At 46.6% G+C, this 6,867-nt stretch carries 5 protein-coding genes; all 5 read right to left on the bottom strand.

The window, feature by feature from the left end; all coding sequences use genetic code 11:
- Positions 1–354: 354 nt before the first annotated feature.
- The gene (locus A8708_RS14905) at positions 355–1,338 is read right to left on the bottom strand and encodes an ABC transporter permease (RefSeq protein WP_068664698.1); all 984 of its coding nucleotides are present in this window, start codon (positions 1,336–1,338) and stop codon (positions 355–357) included.
- A 1-nt stretch (position 1,339) separates the two neighbouring features.
- Complete coding sequence (locus tag A8708_RS14900) at positions 1,340–2,419, bottom strand: ABC transporter permease (RefSeq protein ID WP_068664696.1); 1,080 nt, start codon at positions 2,417–2,419, stop codon at positions 1,340–1,342.
- The gene (locus A8708_RS14895; protein ID WP_068664694.1) at positions 2,412–3,953 is read right to left on the bottom strand and encodes an ABC transporter ATP-binding protein; all 1,542 of its coding nucleotides are present in this window, start codon (positions 3,951–3,953) and stop codon (positions 2,412–2,414) included. Before A8708_RS14895 ends, A8708_RS14900 begins: the two co-directional genes overlap by 8 nt.
- A 132-nt stretch (positions 3,954–4,085) precedes the next feature.
- Positions 4,086–5,141, bottom strand: coding sequence for a BMP family lipoprotein (locus A8708_RS14890; protein WP_068664692.1), 1,056 nt, complete (start codon positions 5,139–5,141; stop codon positions 4,086–4,088).
- Positions 5,142–5,498: 357 nt separating this feature from the next.
- A complete protein-coding gene (gene ilvA / locus A8708_RS14885; protein ID WP_068664690.1) occupies positions 5,499–6,755 on the bottom strand; it encodes a threonine ammonia-lyase IlvA in 1,257 nt (418 codons plus the stop codon).
- Positions 6,756–6,867 lie beyond the last annotated feature (112 nt).

The following is a 6,867-nucleotide window of genomic DNA, read 5'->3' as shown; positions in this document are numbered from 1 at the left end:
CGAGATTTGGGGAGGTAGTCCCTTTTTATGTGTGAAAAAAGCTAGGTTTGGTGCGGGTTTGAGATTATGAAATTGACTCTTATTTACAGTTAATTACCAAAAATCGACATTACAGCTGAATTAGCTGTAGGAATCCAGTTATTCTACTCAGGGGCTAGCGTTTGGAGGGGACGCGGGGCAAAGAAAACGTGTTTGACGGTGTAGTGAAGCTTCGGGTCAGAAAAGGCGTGGTTAGGACGCGGAGTTCGTGGCGCAGGCGGGGTGGAAGTTATGGAAGGCGTATTCATCGACCTACCACATACGAAAAAAAGCACCATCACAGGATCACGCCCATGATGGTGCTTAATCTTCAACCTATCTCTTACCCGGATCGTACGGCTCACCTAGAGCTGACGGTGCTTTCGCACGGCCCACGGCGCCTGCCAATACGAGGATCGTCAGTACATAAGGCAGCATGTAGAGGAATTCCTGCGGGATATCCTTGGAGAAATCGAACAGCCGCATGAAGTTGTTGAGCGCTTGCGCCATGCCGAAGAATACCGCAGCGCCCAGCGCGCCAAATGGATGCCATTTGCCGAAGATCATCGCAGCCATCGCAATAAATCCTTGGCCCGAGATCGTGTTATGCGAGAACGCACTTGTTGTCGTTAATGTGATTGTCGCTCCGCCAAGGCCACCTAGCAGGCCGCTGATGAGAACGCCTAGATAACGGATGCGTTTCACTTTAATCCCTACAGTATCCGCAGCGCTTGGATGTTCACCCACCGCACGCAGGCGCAGGCCGAACGGCGTTTTGAACAGCACATACCACGTCACGAAAACGAGTATTAGAGCAATGTATGTCGTTGGATAAGCTGTGAACAACGCGTACCCGATATATGGAATTTTGGACAGCAGCGGAATTTCCCATTTAGAGAACACATCATTCAAGGTTTCGGTTTGACCCGCCCCATCGAACAATACTTTCACCAAGTACAACGTCACACCAGCTGCCAAGAAGTTGATAACTACACCACTGATGACTTGATTCGCTTTGAACGAAATCGTCGCAACGGCATGAATCAAGGCGAAGATCAGAGCGAATAACAGCGCGCACAAGAGGCCAATCCACGGGGACCAGGCACCCATATTCGCTTCTTCCGCATAGTAAGCGCCAACTGCGGATGCGAATGCGCCGGAAACCATCAGACCCTCGATCCCGATATTGACAATACCGGAACGCTCCGAGTAAATACCACCTAAAGCTCCGAAGATAAGCGCTGTGGAATACACCAGCGTCGTATTAATAAGTTCACTGAATTTCGTGAAGAACGCATTGAGCATACTGAGCAGGTCCATATTAGGAAGCCCTCTCTTTCTTGCGTTTGCCGTAGAACGGGATCAGTACCCATTTGACAATACCTTGGGTAGCAACGAAGAAAATCACCGATCCGATGACAATACGGATAATTTCTGGCGGTACATCCGCACCAAAGCTCATCCCCGCAGAACCATATGATAAGCCGCCGAAAAGGACAGCGCCCAACACGACACCTATCGGATTATTGGCCCCGAGCAAAGATACCGCGATACCATCGAACCCATACCCCGGCGTGCCTGCAGCAACGACCTGATAATGAAAGACACCGAGAACTTCGAACACACCAGCAAGACCAGCGAACACCCCGGAGATAAACATCGCCTTAATGATGTTCTTATTCACGTTCATACCCGCATACTTGGCAGCATCGATATTATGCCCAACGGCACGCAGTTCGTAGCCTTGCTTCGTTTTCCAAAGAATCAAATAGAAGACAACCGCGGCCAGAATGGCAATCAAGGTACCCCAGTGGAGTCTTGCATGGTTCATCGCTTCCGATAACCAGCCTATACTGAGTGAAGCCGAGTCTTGAATCATATAAGAACGTTGCTGCTTAGGCTCTAGAAGGAAGGCATTCACGATATAGTTGGACAAGAACAACGAGATCCAGTTCAACATGATCGTGGTGATGACTTCGTTAACGCCGCGTTTCGCTTTCAAATAACCTGCAATAGCGCCCCACAGGCCGCCGACCAACGCACCGACAATGACTGCAAGTGGAGCATGGATGATCCATGGCAGGCCATGGATTTTGACACCAATAAAGGTCGCCCCCGTCATCCCCATCACGAACTGCCCTTCCGCACCGATGTTGAACAAACCTGTACGGAATGCGAATGCCACGGATAAACCTGTAAGAATCAATGGCGTAATCGCCCGAATCGATTCACCAATATCGTACGGACTGCCCAGTATCCGAGAAAACAATGCCCCATACGCAGCGATCGGATTGTAACCGCCAGCGAGCATGATAAGCGCTCCGAATAGCAGCCCCAGCACGATCGCGACAAGGGGATTGACCGCTGATTCACTTGTAAAAACGCGAACAATTTTATTCATGAAGGGCTCCTTTCTGCGTTGCTTTACTGCCCGCCATCAGCAGACCGATCTCCTGATCATTCGTATCCTGCGGCATTACTTCGCCTACAATCTGTCCTTCGTAGATAACGGCAATCCGGTCGGAAACATTCATAATTTCATCCAGCTCAAAAGAAATCAACAGAACAGCTTTCCCTTTGTTCCGCTGCTCAATCAGCATCCGATGAACGAACTCAATCGCGCCCACATCCAAACCACGCGTCGGCTGCGCTGCGATTAGCAAGTTCGGATTCTTATGTATTTCCCTCGCAATAATCGCCTTTTGTTGATTACCACCGGACAAGGAGCGCGCTTTGTTGTAAATACTCGGTGTACGCACGTCGAACTGCTTAATCAACGCCTCCGCATGCTTATCGATGGCCTCATAGTTCAAGAAGCCTCCTTTGTTATACGCAGGATGGAAATACGTCTCGAGCACCATATTTTCACTCATTGTAAAATCAAGCACTAGCCCGTGTTTATGACGATCCTCAGGGATATGCGACAGCCCTGCTTCGGAAATATCACGCGGTGTCTGATTGGTAATATCACTGCCCATGAGCAGCACTTTGCCGCCATCCACAGTTCGCAAGCCTGTCAACGCCTCGATCAATTCACTCTGACCGTTGCCATCCACACCTGCGATACCGAGAATTTCTCCTGCCTTCACCTCAAAATTAAGTCCTTTGAGCGAGGCTAAGCCTTGCTGATTACGCACCATCAAATCTTGAACCTGAAGAACAGGCTCTCCAAGTTTGGCGGCTTCCTTACTCACTTTAAAAGAGACATCGCGCCCAACCATCTTCTCGGCCAGAATTTGTGGATTCGCTTGCGCGCGTGCCAAGGAATCAATCACTTTCCCGCGGCGAATAATCGTTACCGTATCCGCGATCTCCATAATTTCTTTCAGCTTATGTGTAATGAGAATAATGGACTTGCCCTCTTTCACAAGGTTACGCATAATGACCATCAATTCACTAATCTCTTGCGGCGTTAGTACAGCTGTAGGCTCATCAAAAATTAAAATATCGGCGCCGCGATACAGCGTTTTCAATATTTCTACACGCTGCTGCATACCGACTGAAATATCTTCAACTTTGGCTTTTGGATCGACACGTAAACCATATTGCTCAGATAGCTTGCGCACTTTCTCTTGTGCTGTTCGGATGTCCACATTCAAACCACGTTTGGGTTCCATCCCCAAGATGATATTTTCTGTCACTGTAAAAGGTTGTACCAACTTGAAATGTTGATGCACCATCCCGATGCCGAGCTCAATCGCTCGATTCGGACTATCGATGGAAACTTCATTGCCTTGCACATAAATACTGCCTTCATCTGGCTGATATAAACCGAACACAATGTTCATTAGTGTTGATTTACCTGCGCCATTTTCACCAAGCAAGGCGTGGATTTCACCTTTTTGGAGCTTCAAGCTAATAGCATCATTCGCAACAATGCCTGGAAATCGTTTCGTAATACTACGAAGTTCTACAACTGGGACTGCTTCACTCATCAGATCACCCTAAGGATCAATTTTTTATTCTTTGTTTCCCATTAAAACTAAAGAACAAGGCTAGTTAAAGTAACTAGCCTTGTTTGTACAGAAGCAAACCTATCGTTCATGCCAGTAACGTCGGTTGGACGCTTATGGTTTTTCAGGAACTTTGATTTCGCCGCTAATAATTTTGGCTTTATACTCGTCAACTTTTTTCAAAATATCTGCGGAGACGTTTTTCTTGGATGTTTCAGGAAGGCCCACGCCATCGTCTTTCAGACCCAGAGTAACGACTTTACCACCTTGGAATTTATTAGCGATAACATCTTTGGATACGCGAAGTACCGCAGAATCAACACGCTTCAACATGGATGTCAGGGTTACTTCATCACCAAACTCTAAGGATTGGTCTTTATCTACACCGATAACCCATACTTTTTTACCATTTTTCGCGCGATCTTTCGCTTCGTTGAATACACCGTTACCTGTGGATCCAGCTGCGTGGAAAATGATATCAGCGCCATCGTTGTAAATCGTTGCTGCTGCCGCTTTACCTAGATCAGGCTTGTCAAATGCGCCTGTGTAGTTGATTTGGATTTTCGCATCTGGTTTTACCGCTTTAACGCCAGCTACGAAACCAGCTTCGAAACGTTTGATAACTGGAATGTCGATACCGCCAACGAAGCCGATTTTATTTGTTTTTGTTGTAAGACCTGCAACCACACCAACAAGGAAGGAACCTTCTTGCTCGGAGAAAGTAACGGACTCTACGTTTGGTGCTTCTACAACGTTATCGATGATCGCAAGTTTCGCGTTCGGGTTTTGAGTTGCTACTGTTTTAACCGCATCACCCATCAAGAAACCAATACCCCAAGTTAGGTTGTATCCGTCTTTAACGAATTGATTCAAGTTAGGCGTGTAGTCTGCATCGCTTTTACTTTCAAGGTTTTTCACGTTAGCGCTTGTTTGTTTCTTCAGTAGTGTCAAGCCTTCCCAAGCGCTTTGGTTAAAGGATTTGTCGTTCACGCCACCGATATCTGTAACCATGCCGATTTTAAAATCTTTACCTGTGTTATCACTAGCTGCTGCGCTTGCTGCTGGCGATGCGGATGAACCCGTGTTTGTCTCTTCCTTTTTGGCACAACCGGAAATCACTAATGCAGAAACCGTCACAGTCATCAGAACTGTTGAAAAAATCTTCTTCATCGATTTTACCCCCATCGTATCATCATTTAATTGAAAATTGAAACCATGAAGCCCACACTGTAGGTTGACCAAATTCAGTTAAATTATGTAAGTTGACTTCATTTTAAGTGTATCATCTAGATTCCTAACAGAAAAGAGAATCTTCTTAATGATTCACGCAAATCGTTATGTCACACAAGTTAACATGCTCATTTTGTTTTTCCGAACAATATAGGTTCAAAGCCCCAATTATCGATTATACAACCATCGGTTAATTAAATCTAGATAGTACGATGTGAATTTTATGACACTTTTCATACGAGAAAACAGATGAACCGTCACCAGCATCTCACATAAACTCTGGCAAAAAAACCTCCTCTAAATGAGAAGGTTAAATAGTTTGGGATCCTTATTGATTTCGATATAGCCATAATCTTTACGAGATAAGCGCTCGATGAGTCCTTCATAATCGTCTTTGTTTTTAAGCTCGATCCCCACTAATGCCGGCGCGTCATCACGATTATTCTTCTTCGTATATTCAAAACGCGTGATATCGTCGGAAGGACCCAGTACTTCCTCTAGGAATTCACGCAGCGCTCCTGCCCGTTGAGGGAAATTCAAGACAAAGTAATGCTTTAATCCTTCGTACACAAGCGATCTCTCTTTGATTTGCTGCATCCGGTCGATGTCATTGTTCCCACCGCTGATGATACAGACAACGTTCTTGCCCCGGATTTGTTCGCGGTACGCATCCAGTGCAGCAACAGGAAGAGCTCCTGCAGGCTCAATGACAATTGCATTGCTGTTGTACAACTCCAATATCGTTGTGCACTCTTTTCCGGCAGGGATAATCACGATATCCTCTAGTTTCTCTCTGCAAATATCGAACGTCATCTCGCCAACTTGGGCTACAGCTGCTCCATCAACAAACTTCTCAATGGATGATAACTTAACGACGCTCCCCTGCTTCAAAGCTTCTGTCATACTTGCCGCGCCTTCCGGCTCTGCACCAATAATGCGCGTTCGTGGGGACACGCTCTTCACATAAGTAGACACACCAGCAGCTAGTCCACCTCCGCCAATCGTAGCAAAGATGAAATCCGGCGTTTCCGGCATCTGATTCATGATCTCCAGGCCAACCGTCCCTTGTCCAGCAATCGTACGTACATCATCAAATGGATGGATGAATACCTTTTTCTCTTGCAGGCAGTAAGCCTTCGCTTGTGCTGAGGAATCATCGAAGGAGTCGCCAACGAGGATAACTTCCACGAAAGAGCCTCCGAACAGCTTCACTTGCGAAATTTTCTGACGCGGAGTTGTGGTCGGCATGAAGATTTTGCCCTCAATGCCTAGCTGCTTACAAGAATAAGCTACCCCCTGTGCATGATTGCCTGCACTCGCGCATACAACCCCCGCTGCGCGTTCTTCATCCGTTAAGCTCTGGATCACATTGTAAGCTCCGCGAATTTTGAACGAACGCACAATTTGCATATCTTCACGTTTGAGATAAACGTTACATTCATACTGGTTAGAGAGCAGCTCATTGCGTTGCAGCGGCGACGGTTCGATCACCCTGCTGAGCACATGATTGGCTCTAATAATATCTTCCAAACCTACTTTACCAGATACAACCATCTTCTCGAACACCCTTTCTTTGCTTGAAGCTTCATTTAAGTTTTAACATCCATTGTAACATATGGCGGTGCGTTCTGTACGCAAATAAAGAAGAGAAGAATTCGCCACGGTG

Source organism: Paenibacillus oryzisoli, assembly GCF_001653565.1.
Classification (GTDB): Bacteria; Bacillota; Bacilli; order Paenibacillales; family NBRC-103111; genus Paenibacillus_E; species Paenibacillus_E oryzisoli.
The sequence above is the reverse complement of the archived record's forward strand: the minus strand, read 5'-3'. Positions and strand labels throughout refer to the sequence as shown.